Genomic DNA, 17,296 nt, shown 5'->3' on the forward strand with positions numbered 1-17,296 from the left:
ATATATTTAGGAGAACTTTATGGTTTTTAGTAGTCTTTTATTTATTTTCAGATTTTTACCTTTATTTTTTATAACATATATTTTATCACCAATAAAATACAGAAATTTAATTTTACTTATAGGAAGTCTTTTGTTTTATTCTTTTGGAGAGCCTAAATATTTTATCGTTATGATTGCATCTATTTTAGTAGATTATTTTGTTGGAATAAATATAGAAAATAACTTTGATAACAGAAAAAAATGTAAGCATTTATTATTAATATCTATTTTATTTAATATGGGTTCGTTATTTTTCTTTAAATATTTCAACTTTTTTATTAATAATGTAAATATGATTTTAGGATTGTCTATAAATGAATTGAATATAACATTACCTCTTGGTATAAGCTTCTATTCTTTTCAAACATTGTCATATTCAATAGATGTATATAGAGGAGAGGTTAAGGCAGAAAGAAATATAATTAATTTTGGAGCATTTGTATCATCATTTCCTCAACTTATAGCTGGACCAATAGTAAAATATAGTGATATAGATAAAGAAATAAAAAATAGAGAAATAAAACTTACTAATATAGAAGAAGGTATAAAGATATTTATAGTAGGATTAGCTAAAAAGGTGCTTTTAGCTAATAATATAGGTATGCTCTGGACTGATATATATAGTAAAAGTATTAAAGATATAACAACACCTTTAGCTTGGCTTGGGGTATTAGCATTCTCATTTCAAATATATTTTGATTTTAGTGGATATTCTTCTATGGCTATAGGGCTTGGAAAGATGCTAGGATTTACTTTTCCAAGGAATTTTAATTTTCCGTATATATCAAAAAGCATAAGGGAATTTTGGAGAAGATGGCATATTACATTAAGCTCATGGCTCAAAGAATATATTTATATACCTCTTGGAGGAAATAGAGTAGGGAGAACAAGATATTTTTTTAATTTATTAATACTATGGTTCTTTACTGGATTTTGGCATGGAGCTGAATATACATTTATTATATGGGGATTATATTTCTTTATATTAGTTTATATAGAAAGTAGATTTATAAAGAATTTTTTAGATAAGCATATAGTTTTTTCTCATATATATACAATTTTCTTTTTGCTTATTGGTTGGTGTATATTCGCAATAGATAATATAGAATTATTGTTTCTTTACTTGAAAAAAATGCTTACTTTTAGCTATTCCATTGAGTGGATTTATTATATAAAAAATTACTTTATAATTTTGTTGATTTGTATCTTATGCTCTACACCTTTAATATTAGAAATATATAAGAAACTTAATGAAAATATAAAAGTAATTATTATGTTTATTTTATTTATTTTATCAATAGCTTACTTAGTAGATAGTACCTATAATCCTTTTTTATATTTTAGATTTTAAAAAACTTAATAAAGGAAGATTTATTTATGACACTAATTTTAAAAAAAATAAAAAAATATCCTATAACTATTTTCTTTACAAGTATTATTATAGTTTTTACTGTTTTGGATATATTTAATAAGGATATTACATTTTCGGATTATGAAAATAGATCTCTAGCTCAAAAGCCAAAGTTCTATTATAGTGCTTTTATAGAAGGAAGATTTTTTAATAACTATGATAGATATGTAAATGATCAGTTTATATTTAGAGATAAATGGATTAATATAAAATCAATTTCTGAAAATATATTAGGCAAAAAAGAAAATAATAATGTGGTTTATGGGAAAAATGATTTTCTTTTTGATAAATTTCAAAATATTGATGAAGATAATTTAGCTAAAAATATATCTATAATAAATAGTTTTATATCTAAATATGATAGTTTGAATTTTAATTTGATGATAATACCAGAGTCTTTTACTATATATAAAGATTTTTTACCTTATGGAATAAATTTAGTCGATGAAGAAAGATACATAAATAGTATATATTCTGAGTTTGATAATTTTAAAAATGTAAAAAGTATAGATATACTAGAAAGTTTAAAACAAAATAGAGATAGTTATATTTATTATAAAACTGATCATCACTGGACTTCATATGGAGCTTATTTAGCTTATTTAGAATTCTGTAAACAAAATAATATAATACCCATTGATATAAATGATTTGAAAGAAAATAGTGTTCCTAATTTTTATGGAACTTATTTTTCTAAAAGTAAAAAGGTAGATGCGAAAGCAGACATAATCACTTATTATGATATTGATAATATAGAGGTTTTTATAGATAAATTACAGGTTGCTAATATAAATAATGATAGTAAGTGGAGTAGTAGTGATAAGTATTCGGCTTTTTTAAGAGGTAATAACGCTATTACTTTAGTTAAAAATAACAATAAGAATAATAATTCTAAAATATTAGTAATAAAAGACTCTTATGCAAATTCATTTATACAGTTTATAGCTAATAATTATAAAGAAACTTATATAGTTGATTTAAGAAGTTTTGGTGATGAGTTTAATGATTTTTTTAAAAGTCATAATTTTGATAATGTAATAATTATGTATAGTTTGAAAAATATATCTGAAGATTTAAATATATCAAAGCTTAAATACTAAAAAATATTTATATATTATTGACAAAAAGATAATTATTTGATAACCTTTTTAAGGCATTTTAAAAACTTAGGAGGAAATTATGAAAGATACAAAAGAAGTTAAAATCTTAGTAGCTGATCCTTCAGCTTTAGGTTTATTTGGATTAGCAGTTATAACATTAGTTGCTTCATCTCAAAAATTAGGTTTAACTAGCGGTGTTTCATTAGTTTTACCATGGGCCTTATTTTTAGGTGCAACTGCTCAATTACTGGCTTGTATAAATGATTTCAAGCATAACAATACATTTGGTGCAACTGCATTTGGAGCATATGCATTCTTCTGGTATTCAATGGGGATGACATGGCTTATACAAAATGGTGTTTTTGGAGAAAAGCTTGCAGCTGCAGCTGATTCTAAACAATTAGGCTTTGCATTTCTAGCATATTTAATTTTTACTTTATTTATGACTATAGGAGCAATGGAAACTCATAAGGTTTTATTTATGATTTTTGTTTTAATTGATTTCTTATTCATAGGACTAGCTTTAAATGCATTCAATATAATTCCTCATCTTTCTCATAACATAGCGGCTTATTCTGAATTAGGTATTGCAATTCTATCATTCTACGGATCTGCAGCAGCTGTTTTAAATAAGCATTTTGGTAAAATATTCTTACCTGTTGGAAAGCCGTTTAATATTTTTAAATAATTTTATATAGGATATTTAACGAAATAGTGTTATAGTTTTAGTATACTTTAACACTATTTTTTTATTTAGGAAGGGAAGTTATATATGAAAGTTTCTATATTTTTAAAAGGAAAAAAGGATCCAATTGTGTATGAAGGAGAAAAAATAGATATAGTTGATTTGAATTTAAATAAAGTAGAGTATAAGCAAATTAGATGCTTTAAAAAAGGTTCCTCTAAATCTGAATTAATTTTAAATGATTTAATCACTAAAATTATAGAATAATATATAAATTAAGTTCTAAAGCCTTAGACTTTACAATATAATAATAATGCAAAGATACTAACAGCTAATATATAAAATATGTATCTTGATAAGACACTAACAGCTTTTTATTTAAATGTGTCTTGACTATTATATGGAGGTAAGTATGTCTAAGGCTTTTAAAAAGTTAAGAGAAGAATTATATAAAATATCTAATATAGATTTTGAGGTTGATATAACATGTATTAATTATATTGTTGAGTTTTTTAATGGCATTGATTACTTAAGAGTAGCTTCAGAAGAAGAAATAATACTATCTTTTAAACTTATTTTCTACTCTGATAAAGTGCTTGGGCTTAAACTTCTATTTTTTATAAGAGATATTAGGGGTGGGCTAGGAGAGAGACGTATATTTAGAGTTTTGTTAAGATTTCTAGGAGAGAATGAACCAGATATTTTAATAAATAATCTAAACTTAATTAGTTTATATGGTAGATGGGATGACTATTATTCGTTGTTTGAAACACCTTTAGAAAATAATGTGATTAATATTTTTAAAAAACAACTACAAAAAGATATAAATACTAAATACCCATCTACTTTATCAAAGTGGCTAAAATCTGAAAATACATCCTCTAAAAAAACTAAAGCTTTAGCTACTAAAACTAAATTATTACTTGGATACTCTAGTAAAGAATATAGGATACTACTTACTGATTTGAGAAAAAAATTAAATTTAGTTGAAAATAATATTAGAACTTCTAATTATAGCGATATTAATTATGATAATATATCTCCCTCTGTTTTAATGAAATATAAAAAGGCTTTTTTGAAAAATGATAAGGAAAATTATTTGAAAATGAAGAATAATTCATTTATTAAGAAAAATATTATTTTAGAGAATATTGACAATATATTTTATAATGAGAATATTAAAAATAAATATAATATAAATATAATTGACAATTTTACAAACAATGAAAATATTGTTAATACTAAAAATATAGAGAATAATATATTGTTTTTGAATTTATGTAATAATGAAATTTTTAAAATGATTGAGAATTTAGAGAATTTAGAGGATACTTTTATAATTAATGGTATAGAGGGATTGGGAACGAAGAAAAATTATAAAGAAATTAAAATATTAATAAAAGCAATGCTTTTATATAAAAAAATAAATTTGAACGCATTTAAAGACTATTATTTATACTATAACAAAACTCCTAAATTCAAAAAAATAAATGAAGAGAATTTATCTTTTGATTTAGGTGATTTATTTTTAAATTATATTAATTATAATATAAATCTCAACATTGGTATGGATTTGATTTTATTTACATTAATTAAGAAAAATTCAAAAAAAAGTTCTTCACCAAAATCTATATTGTTTATATATAATAATGAAAACAACTTAAAATTAGATAATATAGATGAGATCAATGAAAAATGGATTAAAGCTGGCTATGAAATGCCTAAAATTAAACTTTGGAATTTAAATAATTTCAATGAAAACTTTTATATAAAAAAATCTGATAAAGTCATAATTATTAATGGATATAGTAAAAATATATGGAGGTTTTTATTAGAGTGTAAAGAAATAAATAGAACAAAATTCTTGATAAAGAAATTTGATAAAAGTAAATATGAAATAAATATGATATAAAATCATATTTATTTCATATTTACTTTACATAATATTTAATATGGTTAGCATATAGTTTGATAAAAATATATAGAATTTCTTAATATTAATTTCGCTAAATATACATTTAGTGTATTTCGTAATATTGCAAGCGGAAAACGGCTGTGATATAATAAAATCAAGGCTTAATAAGATAAAATTGAGGTGAAAAAATGTCTACAATACGAAAAATAACATATAAATATAAAGATTTTAATTATAGTGATGACATAAAGCGACTTTTGAACATAGAATTATCAAATAAAGATAAGAAAAAACTTCACTTAGTTTACTCTAATTACTATAGTCTAGGTTCTGAACGAGGTTATGAGTATATAATTGAGGATTTGTACAAATTAGCTGAAATACACAAACTTTCTACGGTCCAGCTATCTGAAATTTATAATACAGGAGTTCGTAATATTCAAATATGGTTAAAAGAACTTGGAATTAATAGAACGATTAAAAAAGGTCAAAAACTAAAAAAGAAAAATTCATCTTTAAATATAAATTTAAAATCTGATGAAAATAAAATTTCAACTGTAGATACACTCAGAAATAAGTATGGAATTGAAAAAGTTGAAATTAAAAATTTACCACAATCTTTAATGGAGTTTTTAAATTATTTAGAAACTATAAAGGGGAAGTCTGTAAATACTATTAAAGGATATGAAATTGATTTATCTATGTTTTTTAAATTTTTAAAAATCTATAAAGGTTTAGTATTTGATGAATCTTTAGAATTTCATGAAATTAACATAAAAGATATAGATAATTATTTTTTAAGAAATATAAAACTAACAGATATTTATGCATTCTTAAATTTTGCTGAAAAACAAAGAGGTAATGGTAATTATGCAAGAGCTCGAAAAGTTGCTGCTTTAAAATCTTATTTTAAATTTCTTCAAGGCAAAGCTAAGATTATTGAAGATAATCCAACTTTAGATCTAGAATCTCCTAAAATTAATAAAAGACATCCGATTTATTTGACGTTAGATGAAAGTTTAAACTTATTAAATTCTCTTGATGAAAAAAGTAAAAATTATTGTAGAGATTATTGTATATTAACTTTGTTCTTAAATTGTGGAATGCGTTTATCTGAGCTTTGTAGTATAAGAATGGATAAAATAAAGGGAGATACCTTAACTATTATAGGTAAAGGTAATAAAGAAAGAACTGTTTATTTAAATGAAGCCTGCATAAAAGCTATAAATAATTATCTGAAGGTCAGAAATGATTCTAAATGTCTTCCTGAGGATAAAGAGTATCTACTACTCTCCTCCCGCTTCAAACCTATAAATAAAAGGACTGTAGAATTATTAGTTAAGAAACATATTTCTAATTCTGGTTTAAGAGATGAAAAATATACTCCACACAAATTAAGACATACAGCAGCTACATTAATGTACAAGCATGGTAATGTAGATATTAGAAGTTTACAAAGTATATTAGGTCACGAAAATATATCTACTACTCAAATTTATACCCATGTGGATGAAGAAATATTAAGAGATGCAGTTAAGTCTAACCCACTTTCTAAGCTATAGAAATCTAATCTTCTTAAACTTTAATAGGACGAGTTTCTTATATAATAAATGTAGGTATTAAGATAAAACTTAATACCTACTATACTCTTTAAATTATAAGATATTCATTTTTACTATATATTACTTTTTCTTTAATCTTCTAAAACCAGGAAATACTTCTTCTGTAGCATCATCAAAATCTTCTTCTAAATAATCTAAGTCATCAATATATTCTATATGATCAAAGGCATCTACATATTCTAAAGAACCCTCATCTTCATATTCATTCACTTCTTCTAATCTAGAATTTTCTTCTTCTTTTAATGCTTCAAGCATTTTCTTATACTCTGCTTCCAAAAATTCATTTTCTTCAACATTCTTAGCTATATCTTCTATTTTAATCGCTCTAACATCTATACCTTCTTCTTTTAGACAATCGCCACAGTTGTCACATATTCTATTTGGATATATATCGCATATATCATCATCAGTATATTTATTAATATTCACTAAAACACCACCTACGATTCTTTTTACATTTTAACGTAAAACATATTATATCAAAGTTATTTAAAATAATCAAATTATATTTATTGTAAAAAATATCATTAAAGAACATAAGTTTGATATTATAATCATTATATGTTATAATATTCCCAATAAAGTGAGGTGTTTTGTAATGGAAGCAAGTGATAAACAATTGGAGATCTATGAGTTTTTAAAAATATATACAGAGAATAAGGGCTATCCACCCTCAGTAAGAGAAATTTGCGAAGCTGTAAATTTAAGATCAACTTCGACAGTTCACGGACATTTAAAAAGATTAGAGAAAAAAGGTCTTATTAGGAGAGATCCAACTAAACCAAGAGCTCTTGAAATCATAGAAATGTCTAATAACAAAAAAGAAATGTTAAATATTCCTATAATTGGAAAAGTAACAGCAGGGGCACCGATCTTAGCTACTGAAAATATTGAAGATACATTTCCTATTCCTATAGATTATGTAAAACATAATGATGAACTTTTTATACTTAAAGTTACAGGAAATAGTATGATTAAAGCAGGAATAAACGATGGTGATTATGCTATAATAGAAAAAGCACAAACGGCCCAAAATGGTGAAATAATTGTAGCATTAATAGAAAATGAAGCTACTATTAAAACATTTTATAAAGAAAAAGATCATATAAGGCTTCAACCAGAAAATGATAGTTTATCTCCTATTATTGTTGAGGATTGCAGTATATTAGGAAAATTAGTTGGTCTATTTAGAGCATATTAATAATTATAAGTCATACAATATTGTGTATGACTTTATTTTTTATGTTTGAAGGAGGTTTGTTTTGAAAGTTTCCATTTTTAAAAAAGATCAAATCCTAAATGAATCAATGTTAGATGAAAATAATCTTATAGATAAAGGTAAATTTTCTACTATAATCTTAATTTCAAAAGTTATTGTAGCTATGGTTTACGCATTTGGTCTAGGATATAGTTTATTCTTCCTTGGTGACAATTATATAAAGGTAGGTGTTAAATTTCTAGGTTTACTTATTATTTCATATATATTTATAGACTTTCCCTATTCATTTTTTAAAGCTTTATTTTTACCTAAGGTCTTCAATAAAGATACTATTACTCTCCAGCTAAATCCTTATACTCTTGCTATAGATATATCATCAAAGATAAATATATCTATAGCAAGAGTTATTATATCTATAGTAATTCCTTTTATACTACTAGTTGTTATACCTACTATAGTAAGTTATATATTGGAATTTAATATGTATTTATATTTATTAGCTTCTTCATCAGCTATTATAGCTACAAAAGATATTATTTATTTAATTTTAATAATTAAAAATTATTCGAAAGGGAGTAAGATTAAACTTTCTACAAATGAAATTATTTTTTATTCTTAGATATATAAACTATTTTTTTATTATAAAAGTGTGATATAGTAATTCTTATTAAAATGATTAATACATTAAAAAACAAGAATATTATATATCACACTTTTTTATTAATTATTTAAAATATTATTTAGAGAAATCATTATACCTATCTTTGCATGATCGAAAGTTAATCCACCTTGAAGATAAGCTATATAAGGCTCTCTAATAGGTGCATCTGCTGATAATTCAATAGAAGAGCCTTGAATAAATGCTCCAGCTGCCATTATAACTTCATCAGTATATCCTGGCATAGCCCATGGTTCACATTCAACAAAAGAATCTATAGGAGAACCTTTTTGTATTCCCTTACAAAACTGAATTAATTTATCTTTTTCACCAAATTTAATAGCTTGAATTATATCACTTCTTTTTTCGTTGTATTTAGGAAGAACTTCAAAACCTGCAAGTTCCATTATTCTAGAACAAAATACAGCTCCTTTTACAGCTTCCATTGCTATATGAGGTGCTAAAAATAAACCTTGATATAGTTGTCTCATAACTCCAAAAGTTGAACCACACTCTCCTCCTATTCCTGGAGTCGTTAATCTATAAGCTGCCTGTTCAACATATTTAGCCTTACCTGCTATATACCCTCCTGTTGGAGCTATTCCACCACCTATATTTTTAATAAGGGATCCTGAAATTAAATCTGCTCCAACATCTGTTGGTTCAATAGTATCGATAAACTCACCATAGCAGTTATCTACAAATACTATTACATCTTTCCTTATATCTTTTACAAATTCAATTACTTCTCCGAGTTCACTTACTAAAAAAGAATTTCTCCATCCATATCCTGTACTTCTTTGTATATGTACTAATTTTATTGTATCATCATTTGATAATACTTCTCTTATTTTTTCAAAATCAAATTTTCCATCTTTTAAATCAACTTGTTTATAGTTAACTCCATATTCCTTAAGAGATCCTATATTTTCTTTACCACTTATACCTATAATATTATGAAGAGTATCATATGGAGCTCCTGAAATACATACCATAGTGTCTCCAGTTCTTAAGTTCCCCATAAGAGCACATCCTATTGCATGTGTACCATTGACAAAGTGAGGTCTAACCAAAGCACTTTCAGTATTGAATACTCTTGCATATACCTTATCTAATGAATCTCTTCCTATATCATCGTAACCATATCCTGATGAATTAGTAAAATGTGATTCACTTATTCTCTCATCTTGGAAAGCCTTTAATACTTTTAATTGATTATATTCTCTTATATCATCATAAGAACTAAAAACCTCTTCTACATCCTTTAAGGCCTTCTTATATAACTCAAAAGTGTTTTCTTTAAAGTTTAGAGTTTTCATCATCAAATCTTCTGTTTGTTTAAGCATAGTATACCTACATATTAGTTATCTAATATGTTACTCCCCTTCCTTCTATAAAATTTTTATCGTCATAAAGATAATATTATCATATTTCATAGTTTTTTCAAACACTTACCTTATATATAAAATAAAAAGTAGACAAATTTGCCTACTCTTCATCATTGTTAAATAATATTGATTTAGAAGGAGTTATAGTTGTGATTGCATGTTTATATACTAGCATTTGTTTACCATCACTATCTAAAACAACAGTGAAACTATCAAAACCTTTAACGTATCCTTTTAGTTGAAATCCATTTGTTAAATAAATAATAACCTGTATTCTATTCTTTCTAGCTCCATTTAAAAAGATATCTTGTAAGTTATTAGGTTGTTTATTCATCCAAGCCACCTCCATAATACTATGTTATATAATTTATGAATTTAAATCATTTACTATTCTCATAAATATCTTTTTCTCACTTAATTCATCTTTATTTACAAAAACAGCTCTAGGATCTCGTCTAAACCATGTCAACTGTCTTTTAGCATAATTCCTAGATCCCTTCTTTATCATCTCTACAGCTTCATCGTAAGTTATTTTATTCTCTAAGTAATAGAATACTTCTTTATAACCTATACCTTGCATTGACTGCATAAGAGAATTATACCCCATATTCTTTAATTTTATGCATTCGTCAATTAGTCCATTTTCTAGCATAATATCTACCCTCAGATTAATTCTTTCATAAAGCTTTTCTCTATTCATGTTTAATACATAATAGTTAACATCATAAGGTCCGTTATAAAATTCATCTCCTGAATTAAATGAACTAAAAGGTTTATTTGTAAGTTTATAAACTTCTAAAGCTCTTATAACCCTCTTTCTATTATTATGATGAATTTCTTTATAACTTATAGGATCTATGTCCTTAAGCATATTATGAATATATTCATTACCATGTTCTTCAGCAAGTAATTCTAATTCCTTTCTATACTCTTCATCACTATCTGCTTCTGTAAAATTCATATTACAAGTAAGAGCATTTATATAAAGACCGGTGCCACCTACTAGTATTGGTAATTTATTTCTTGATAAAATATCTTCAATATATTTTATAGCCATACTTTTATATTCAGCAACAGAAAAAGGAGTTTCCGGCTCTACTACATCTATCATATGATGAGGTATACCTTCCATTTCTTCATTTGTAATTTTAGCAGAACCAATATCCATGTATTTATATATTTGCATTGAATCAGTTGATACTATTTCACCATTTAATTCTTTTGCAAGTTTTATTGATAAATTAGTTTTTCCAACAGCGGTTGGTCCAGCAATAATTAATAGTTTCTTCTTCATTATTTCTCCCTATACTATTCTTCTAAATTTCTTATCTAAATCGTAATTAGTAAATTTAATAATTACAGGTCTACCATGAGGACAATGGAACGGATCATCAATATATCTTAAGTCATAAACTAGCTTTTCCATCTCTGATTCATTTAAATAATTATTAGCTTTAACTGCAGCTTTACATGCTAATGTAGCAATTCTATTATATTTTACTTCAGTAGTTTTACCGCTACCCAAACTTTTAATATTATCTAAAATATTCATAAATAAATTTTTCGCATCAAGCTTACCTAGAAAGTATGGAACCTCTTTTATAGCGATAGTATTACCACCAAAGCTTTCTATTATAAAACCTGCTCTAGAAAAAACATCTAGATTTTCTTCATAAAAACAAAAATCATCTGTAGTCAAATCTATTAAAATTGGAACTAATAATTGTTGAACTACAATATCTCCTTCTTCGATGTTCTTTAAGTACTTTTCAAACAATATCTTTTCATGAGCAGCATGTTGATCGATAATATATAAAATATCATCATACTCTGCTAATATATACATTTTATTGAATTGTCCTATAACTCTTAGATTTGGAAATTTAGCTACTTTCTCTTTTGTAGAATCAGTACTTATATAATTTAATTCATTCTTTTTTTCATAAACTACAGGCATATCGATATTATTAGATATTGTGGGCTTAAGAATATTATTTAAATTTCTTAGACTATTATATATTTCCTCTTCCTTTTTTACTTCTTCATAGGATATATTCTCTAAATCTTTACTAATTATTTTTTCATTTTTAGATTCTTTGGGTTCATTAATAAGCTCGTTAATATTAAACTCTATTTCTTCAACTGTATTTTCTTTATTTTCTTCTATTTTTTCTTCTTCTGGTATATAAAAATCTTCAAAAACTTCGTTTTTAAAAGCTTTATGCACAGAATCAAAAACTTTTTTAAATATTCCTCTATCTTCCTTAAACTTAATTTCAGCCTTAGTTGGATGTATATTTACATCTACGAATTCAGGATAAAGATCTAAGAATAAAACAAAGAATGGGAACTTATTAACAGTCGCAAAAGATTTAAAAGCATTTTCTACAGCAGCTACAATAGTTTTGTTTTTAATATATCTACCATTTACAAATATACTTTGATTATTTCTAGAACCTCTTGAGATCTCTTCTTTTCCTATATAGCCATATAAAGAAATAGAATCTTCTTTGCTCTCAAAGTAAATTAAGTTTTCACTAATGTTTTTACCGTATATAGTCCTTATTACATCTATTAGATTACCTGTACCATAAGTATGTAATACCTTCTTACCGTTATTATAAAACTTAATAGACTTATCTGGATGAGATAATGCTATTCTATTAACAATATCACTAATTAAAGCACCTTCCCTCGAAGTAGATTTTAAAAACTTCTTCCTTGCAGGAACATTATAAAATAAGTCTTTCACCTCTATTATAGTCCCTTTGTTAGTGCCTATATTATTTAAAGATAATATCTCTCCGCCTTCTATAATAATTTCTGAACCAAAATCATCATCTTCAATTTTACTTTTTAAGCTTACTTTTGATATCGATGCTATTGATGCTAAAGCTTCTCCTCTAAATCCAAGAGTCATAATTGAATATATATCATCTACATCTTTTATTTTGGATGTTGCATGTGGCAAGAATGCTTTTTTAATATCATCTCTATGAATCCCATGACCATCATCTATTATCCTAATTAACGAAATTCCACCCTCTTCTATTTCAATAGTTATATTCTTTGCATCGGCATCTATAGAATTTTCCATTAATTCTTTTACAACAGAAGAAGGGCGCTCAACCACTTCTCCTGCAGCTATTTTGTTAGAGGTATGTTCATCTAATATATTGATTCTCTTCATACTCTCCCCCCTTAATTTACTTTAATTTCTTAGCTTCTAATGTTAACTTATATAATGCATTCATTGCATCCATAGGTGTTAATGATATAACATCTAAATCAGCTATAGAATTAATTAAATTATCTTTCTCTATTGTTGAAAAATCTAACTGATAATTCTCTTCGTTCTTTGTTTTTTTATTAGTTTTATGCTTTTCTTCCTTAGCTATAGCAACTTCCTTAATTGTTTCATATTCTTTAATTAATTCAATATGTTTACTATCATCTTTATTTCCTTCTAATGAAGATAAGATTTCCTTTGCTCTTTCAATAACTTCATTTGGTAATCCAGCAAGTTTTGCAACCTCAATTCCGTAGGATTGATCTGCTCCACCTTCTACTATTTTTCTTAAGAAAACAATATTATCATCTACTTCTGTAACAGCAACTGAATAATTCTTTACTCCATCTATATTACCTTCAAGCTTAGTAAGCTCATGATAGTGAGTAGCAAATAAAGTCTTACATTTAAGGTTATTATTTTTAGAAATATACTCTATAACAGACCATGCAATACTTAATCCATCATAAGTTGATGTTCCTCTTCCAACTTCATCTAATAGAACCAAACTTCTTGAGGTAGCATTTCTTAATATATTAGATACTTCCCACATTTCAACCATAAAGGTAGACTTACCGCCAGCTAAGTCATCAGAGGCACCAATTCTAGTAAATATCTTATCACACACTGAAATATTAGCAGATTTTGCAGGAACAAATGATCCTATTTGCGCCATTAATGTTATTAATGCTACTTGCCTCATATAAGTAGATTTACCAGCCATATTAGGACCTGTAATAAGTAACAATCTATTATCATTTGTATTGAGTGTTGTGTCATTTGAAACAAATTCACCATTTCCAATAACTTTTTCTACTACAGGGTGTCTACCTTCTTTTATTTCTATTACTCCTTCTTCATTTATGGATGGTTTTATATAATCATTTTCTAAAGCAATTAATGCTAAAGTAGATAGAGCATCTAAATTACCTATTATTCTAGCACTTTGCTTAAGTCTTGGTATTTCTTTCTCAATAGCTTCTCTAATTTCAATAAATAAATTATATTCTAAAGATATTAGCTTTTCTTCTGCACCTAATATCTTGTCTTCCATTTCTTTTAATTCTTGAGTGATATATCTTTCTGCATTAGCTAATGTTTGTTTTCTAACATATCTTCCCTCTGGTATAGAAGAGTAATTAGCTTTAGATATTTCTATATAATAACCAAATACTTTATTATAACCTACCTTTAAGGACTTAATTCCTGTAAATTCTCTTTCTCTATTTTCTAAAGCAGCAATCCACTCTTTACCGTGAAGTTTGGCCGTTCTTAAACTATCAACTTCTTCGTTATATCCATCTGTAATTATATTCCCTTCTTTTAAAGATATAGATGGATCATCCAAAATAGATTTTCTTAAAAGATCTTTAATATCAATTAACTCATCTAAATCATTAAACCACTCCTTTAATATATTAGAGTTTGCTTTAGATAAATGTTCTTTTATTCCTGGCAACTTTTCAATAGAATTTCTTAATGATATTAAATCCTTAGCATTTACATTCTTATTAGAAATCTTACCAACTATTCTTTCAATATCATAAATTTCTTTTAGTAGTATTCTTAAATCTTCATTAAAATAGCTATTACTAAATAGTTCCTCAACACCATTTAATCTCTTTTCAATTTCTTTTTTTATAATTAGAGGTTCTTCTATCCACTTTCTAATAGCTCTTCCCCCCATAGATGTTGAAGTTTTATCTAGAACCCATATTAAACTACCTTTTTTTGATTTTTCTTTAAGACTTTCAGTAAGTTCTAAGTTTCTTCTAGAGTTTCCATCTATAGTCATATAATTTACTATATCGTAATATTCTAAAAGATTTATATTAGTTAATGTGATTTTTTGAGTATCATAAATATATTTAAGTAAAGCCTTTGATACATACTTAGATAATTTATTTAAATTTGCTACACATACTTCAGAAAATTGATTAATAAGTTCATCTTCAGTACATATGGATTTAGTTAAATCTCTCTTTGTAATTAAAGCTTGTGAAACAGATGTTATTTCTGATAAAAGCCCTTCACTTATATTTTCATCAACTAATATTTCTTTAGGGTTAATTTTAGTTATTTCATCTAATAAAGTCGCTTTAATAGCAGAAAATGAAGTAACTTTAAATTCTCCTGTAGATATATCTGATATAGAAACTCCAAAACTACCATTTTCTTCAATTATGCACATTAAATATGTATTTTTATATTCACTATCTTCAGATGCTTCAATAAAAGTACCTGGTGTGATAACTTTTATAACATCTCTTTTTACTATTCCTTTAGCTGCAGCAGGATCTTCTACTTGTTCCCCTATAGCAACCTTATATCCTTTATTAACTAATCTTGATATATACGAAGAGGCTGCATGAAAAGGAATTCCACACATAGGTGCCCTTTCCTCAAGTCCACAATCTCTACCAGTTAATACTAGTTCTAATTCTCTAGAAGCAATTTTTGCATCCTCAAAGAACATTTCATAAAAATCACCTAATCTAAAAAATAAAATACAATCTTTATAATTTTCTTTTATCTCAAAATATTGTCTCATCATTGGAGTTAACATATTCTTATACCTCACAAACATAAATTTAAGTACAAACCTTGTAAATATAAGGTTTTATGACTATTATACTATAAACTAACAACAATAAAAAGCAATAAGTTATAATGCAAAATAAGAGAGTATTGACTAATAAATTTTATTTAATAACACTCTCTTATTTTACCTAGTTACATAAAGTTATTATTAAATTTTCAACACTAAATTCAATTCTAGTTTCAAATAATTCTTCTAAAACCTCTATATTTTCCTCTAAATGCTCTATATCCCTAGAATATATATGTGCTATATCTACCATATCTTCATCTAAAAACTTTTTGTTTTCTAAATAACGTATTATAGACAATTCTCTAATTACTATAAAACTTATTAGGGCAAATTTTATTTTTGCTAACACATCATAATCAAATACTGATTTCATAAAATACCTGAATACATAATATATAAGAATCTGTTCAAATTGATATTCATTATCTTTATAATATTCATTAAAGCTATCATTAAGATCTTGGTAAACTTTTATATCCTCTTCATTTTGCCAAAAATATCTTAATGAATTTTCTAATCCTAATATATCATTCGGCTTTAAATGCTTTAAATCTATAAATATATTAATAATTTCATAGATATTTAAGTATTTCTGATCTAATTTATTGTTAAATTCCTGAAAAGAGATAATAAACTTATATAAAAAATCCTTATTTAAATACTTTTTATTAATATCTTTAATTGAGTTTATATCATTTGAATCTATTTTTTCTTGAATTTCATTTGCAAAAGTAAGCACTAGAGTACATCTATCTCTTAACTCCATTTTTCTATCTTGCAATATATCTAAAACAATTTTTCTACTCTGCATAAGATTGATATAAATATTAGGGTTTATATCATTATAACTATTAACCTCTTCATTGTTTTCCGAAAGATTAAATTTCATTTTATCATTTTTACTTAAGATTATCCTTGCTGCCTCAGGACAAGATAAAGATATACCAACTTCACGTAAGTTCCCAAATTCCTCTAAATAACGTGGATATTGTCTACAAGTGTAGCATAATCCATCTGATCCTAAATTACTATATATATCACATAAATTACTTTCATTTAAAAAGGAACATCTATCTCCTTTTAAAACAAATATATTATCCCCATCATCATTAATTATTTTACTTCTTAGTTCTTCTCCCAATTTACCTTTAGTAGATAAATATTTTTTATAGCTTTCATCATCAATTACTATTCCCCATCCAGCACAACAAGTATCCTCACATCTATCAGCAATGCATTTAAATTCGTTAAAATAATCTGGTGTTCTTATCTTCATTTTCCCCTCACATCTTATTAAGTATAATATTGTATTTTTTTAATAAAATAATTTTAATACTCAGTTTAAATGTATTCAAGATT

15 protein-coding genes are annotated in these 17,296 nt (G+C 25.5%); 8 read left to right on the plus strand and 7 right to left on the minus strand.

Annotated elements, in window-relative coordinates:
- The first annotated feature begins 19 nt into the window (after positions 1–19).
- The 6 genes from ACQPUY_RS00105 to ACQPUY_RS00130 all read left to right on the plus strand — a co-directional run bounded on the left by ACQPUY_RS00105 (position 20) and on the right by ACQPUY_RS00130 (position 6,712).
- Complete coding sequence (locus tag ACQPUY_RS00105; RefSeq protein ID WP_430838822.1) at positions 20–1,390, plus strand: MBOAT family O-acyltransferase; 1,371 nt, start codon at positions 20–22, stop codon at positions 1,388–1,390.
- Positions 1,391–1,416: 26 nt separating this feature from the next.
- On the plus strand, positions 1,417–2,550 hold the full coding sequence (locus ACQPUY_RS00110; RefSeq protein ID WP_430838823.1) for a DHHW family protein: 1,134 nt from the start codon (positions 1,417–1,419) through the stop codon (positions 2,548–2,550).
- A 79-nt stretch (positions 2,551–2,629) separates the two neighbouring features.
- On the plus strand, positions 2,630–3,238 hold the full coding sequence (locus ACQPUY_RS00115; RefSeq protein WP_430838824.1) for an acetate uptake transporter: 609 nt from the start codon (positions 2,630–2,632) through the stop codon (positions 3,236–3,238).
- 84 nt (positions 3,239–3,322) lie between these two features.
- Positions 3,323–3,502: a hypothetical protein gene (locus tag ACQPUY_RS00120; protein ID WP_430838825.1), complete on the plus strand. Its 180-nt coding sequence runs from the start codon at positions 3,323–3,325 to the stop codon at positions 3,500–3,502.
- A gap of 145 nt (positions 3,503–3,647) precedes the next feature.
- Entirely contained in the window at positions 3,648–5,147 is a 1,500-nt protein-coding gene (locus ACQPUY_RS00125; protein ID WP_430838826.1) for a DUF2828 family protein, read from the plus strand.
- Positions 5,148–5,773: 626 nt separating this feature from the next.
- On the plus strand, positions 5,774–6,712 hold the full coding sequence (locus tag ACQPUY_RS00130; protein ID WP_430839510.1) for a tyrosine recombinase XerC: 939 nt from the start codon (positions 5,774–5,776) through the stop codon (positions 6,710–6,712).
- Between the two features lie 120 nt (positions 6,713–6,832).
- Here ACQPUY_RS00130 and ACQPUY_RS00135 read toward each other — a convergent pair whose 3' ends face one another.
- Complete coding sequence (locus tag ACQPUY_RS00135; protein WP_430838827.1) at positions 6,833–7,201, minus strand: hypothetical protein; 369 nt, start codon at positions 7,199–7,201, stop codon at positions 6,833–6,835.
- Positions 7,202–7,370: 169 nt separating this feature from the next.
- Between ACQPUY_RS00135 and lexA the strand changes: the two genes are divergently transcribed.
- Positions 7,371–7,973, plus strand: coding sequence for a transcriptional repressor LexA (gene lexA, locus ACQPUY_RS00140; RefSeq protein WP_430838828.1), 603 nt, complete (start codon positions 7,371–7,373; stop codon positions 7,971–7,973).
- Positions 7,974–8,034: 61 nt separating this feature from the next.
- Positions 8,035–8,610: a metalloprotease family protein gene (locus ACQPUY_RS00145; RefSeq protein ID WP_430838829.1), complete on the plus strand. Its 576-nt coding sequence runs from the start codon at positions 8,035–8,037 to the stop codon at positions 8,608–8,610.
- A 101-nt stretch (positions 8,611–8,711) separates the two neighbouring features.
- Here ACQPUY_RS00145 and ACQPUY_RS00150 read toward each other — a convergent pair whose 3' ends face one another.
- The 6 genes from ACQPUY_RS00150 to fliB form a co-directional block, all read right to left on the minus strand.
- Complete coding sequence (locus tag ACQPUY_RS00150; protein ID WP_430838830.1) at positions 8,712–9,995, minus strand: aminotransferase class I/II-fold pyridoxal phosphate-dependent enzyme; 1,284 nt, start codon at positions 9,993–9,995, stop codon at positions 8,712–8,714.
- Between the two features lie 142 nt (positions 9,996–10,137).
- A complete protein-coding gene (gene hfq / locus ACQPUY_RS00155) occupies positions 10,138–10,371 on the minus strand; it encodes an RNA chaperone Hfq (protein WP_430838831.1) in 234 nt (77 codons plus the stop codon).
- A 33-nt stretch (positions 10,372–10,404) separates the two neighbouring features.
- Positions 10,405–11,331, minus strand: a complete 927-nt coding sequence (miaA, locus tag ACQPUY_RS00160) for a tRNA (adenosine(37)-N6)-dimethylallyltransferase MiaA (RefSeq protein WP_430838832.1) — start codon at positions 11,329–11,331, stop codon at positions 10,405–10,407.
- Between the two features lie 9 nt (positions 11,332–11,340).
- The gene (gene mutL, locus ACQPUY_RS00165) at positions 11,341–13,227 is read right to left on the minus strand and encodes a DNA mismatch repair endonuclease MutL (RefSeq protein WP_430838833.1); all 1,887 of its coding nucleotides are present in this window, start codon (positions 13,225–13,227) and stop codon (positions 11,341–11,343) included.
- 16 nt (positions 13,228–13,243) lie between these two features.
- The gene (gene mutS / locus ACQPUY_RS00170; RefSeq protein WP_430838834.1) at positions 13,244–15,892 is read right to left on the minus strand and encodes a DNA mismatch repair protein MutS; all 2,649 of its coding nucleotides are present in this window, start codon (positions 15,890–15,892) and stop codon (positions 13,244–13,246) included.
- A gap of 163 nt (positions 15,893–16,055) precedes the next feature.
- A complete protein-coding gene (fliB, locus tag ACQPUY_RS00175; RefSeq protein ID WP_430838836.1) occupies positions 16,056–17,213 on the minus strand; it encodes a flagellin lysine-N-methylase in 1,158 nt (385 codons plus the stop codon).
- Between the last annotated feature and the right edge of the window lie 83 nt (positions 17,214–17,296).

Origin of the sequence: Clostridium nigeriense (assembly GCF_050585245.1) — a bacterium.
Lineage (GTDB): Bacteria > Bacillota > Clostridia > Clostridiales > Clostridiaceae > Clostridium > Clostridium nigeriense_A.